Below are 1,034 nucleotides of genomic sequence, written 5' to 3'. Positions count from 1 at the left end.
AGCCGCGCCTCTCGGCGGGGGCTACCCGGACAGGGCCTGCCGGGGCGGGGCCTGCCGGGGCGGGGCCTGCCGGGGCGGGGCGCCTGCGGCGGCTGCCGCTGCGGCCGCCGCGCGGGCGCGGTTGAAGTCCGCGACGTGCCGTTTGTGCTCCTCGTACGTCGCCGAGAAGCGGGTGTCCCCCGGCTTGACGGTGACGAAGTACAGCCAGTCGCCGGGCGTCGGCGCCACCGCCGCCGCCATGGCCTGCAGCCCGGGGCTGTCGATCGGCGTCGGAGGCAGCCCCTGGCGGCGGTAGGTGTTGAAAGGGTGGTCGATGCGCGTGTCGCTGAGCTTGGTGTCCACCGTGCGGCGGTTCAGCGCGTAGTTGATGGTGGAGTCCATCTGGAGGGGCATCGATCGTGCCAGGCGGTTGTGCACGACGCGGGCGACCTTGCCCATGTCGCTGCGGGTGTCGGCCTCGGCCTCGATGACGCTGGCGAGGGTCGCCGTCTGGTACGGGGTCATCCCGTGTGCCTTGGCGCCGTCGGCGACGGCGCGCGTGCCGAGCTTCCGGTTGGCCGTCCGCACCATCCGGGCGAGCAGCTCGGCGGCGGTGGTCCCGGACGTCACCGGGTACGAGGCGGGGAACAGGAAGCCCTCCGGGTTGCCCTTCGCCTCCGCGGGCAGGGCCAGTTCGGCCGTGGCGACCGCCGCCTTCGCGGAGCCGGCCGGGAGTTCCAGTTCGCGGTCGATGGCCGCGTAGACCTGGGGGGCGCGCCAGCCTTCGGGGATGACCAGCGTGCGCGGCTTCTCGGGGGCCTCCGCTTCCTCGCGCCGCAGCAGCGGTCCGAGGGTGACGGCCGTCCCGATCACGAGCAGTATGCCGAGGAAGAGCGCCAGACGGCCCCGGCGGGTGAGCCGGTAACGACGCCGTGGCGGCCGGTACTCATGACGCATGCGGGCCACGCTAAACCGCGAACCGCCGCATTCCCGGCATCACACTCTCACATCCGTCATACGATCACACGTTCCGCCGTGGGAGGGTGGGCCGGCGG

Annotated in this window: 1 protein-coding gene; it reads right to left on the bottom strand. The window is 73.3% G+C overall.

The window, feature by feature from the left end; translation table 11 throughout:
* Positions 1–21 precede the first annotated feature (21 nt).
* Positions 22–936, bottom strand: coding sequence for an endolytic transglycosylase MltG (gene mltG / locus HYE82_RS36740; protein ID WP_179178557.1), 915 nt, complete (start codon positions 934–936; stop codon positions 22–24).
* Between the last annotated feature and the right edge of the window lie 98 nt (positions 937–1,034).

The sequence above is a fragment of the Streptomyces sp. BR123 genome, from assembly GCF_013401435.1.
Classification (GTDB): domain Bacteria; phylum Actinomycetota; class Actinomycetes; order Streptomycetales; family Streptomycetaceae; genus Streptomyces.
This window is presented reverse-complemented; position numbering and strand designations above follow the sequence as displayed.

What these genes read in the sequence shown, in the direction of transcription:
- mltG (WP_179178557.1), bottom strand. Translation starts at nt 936, where the DNA reads ATGCGTCATGAGTACCGGCCGCCACGGCGTCGTTACCGGCTCACCCGC.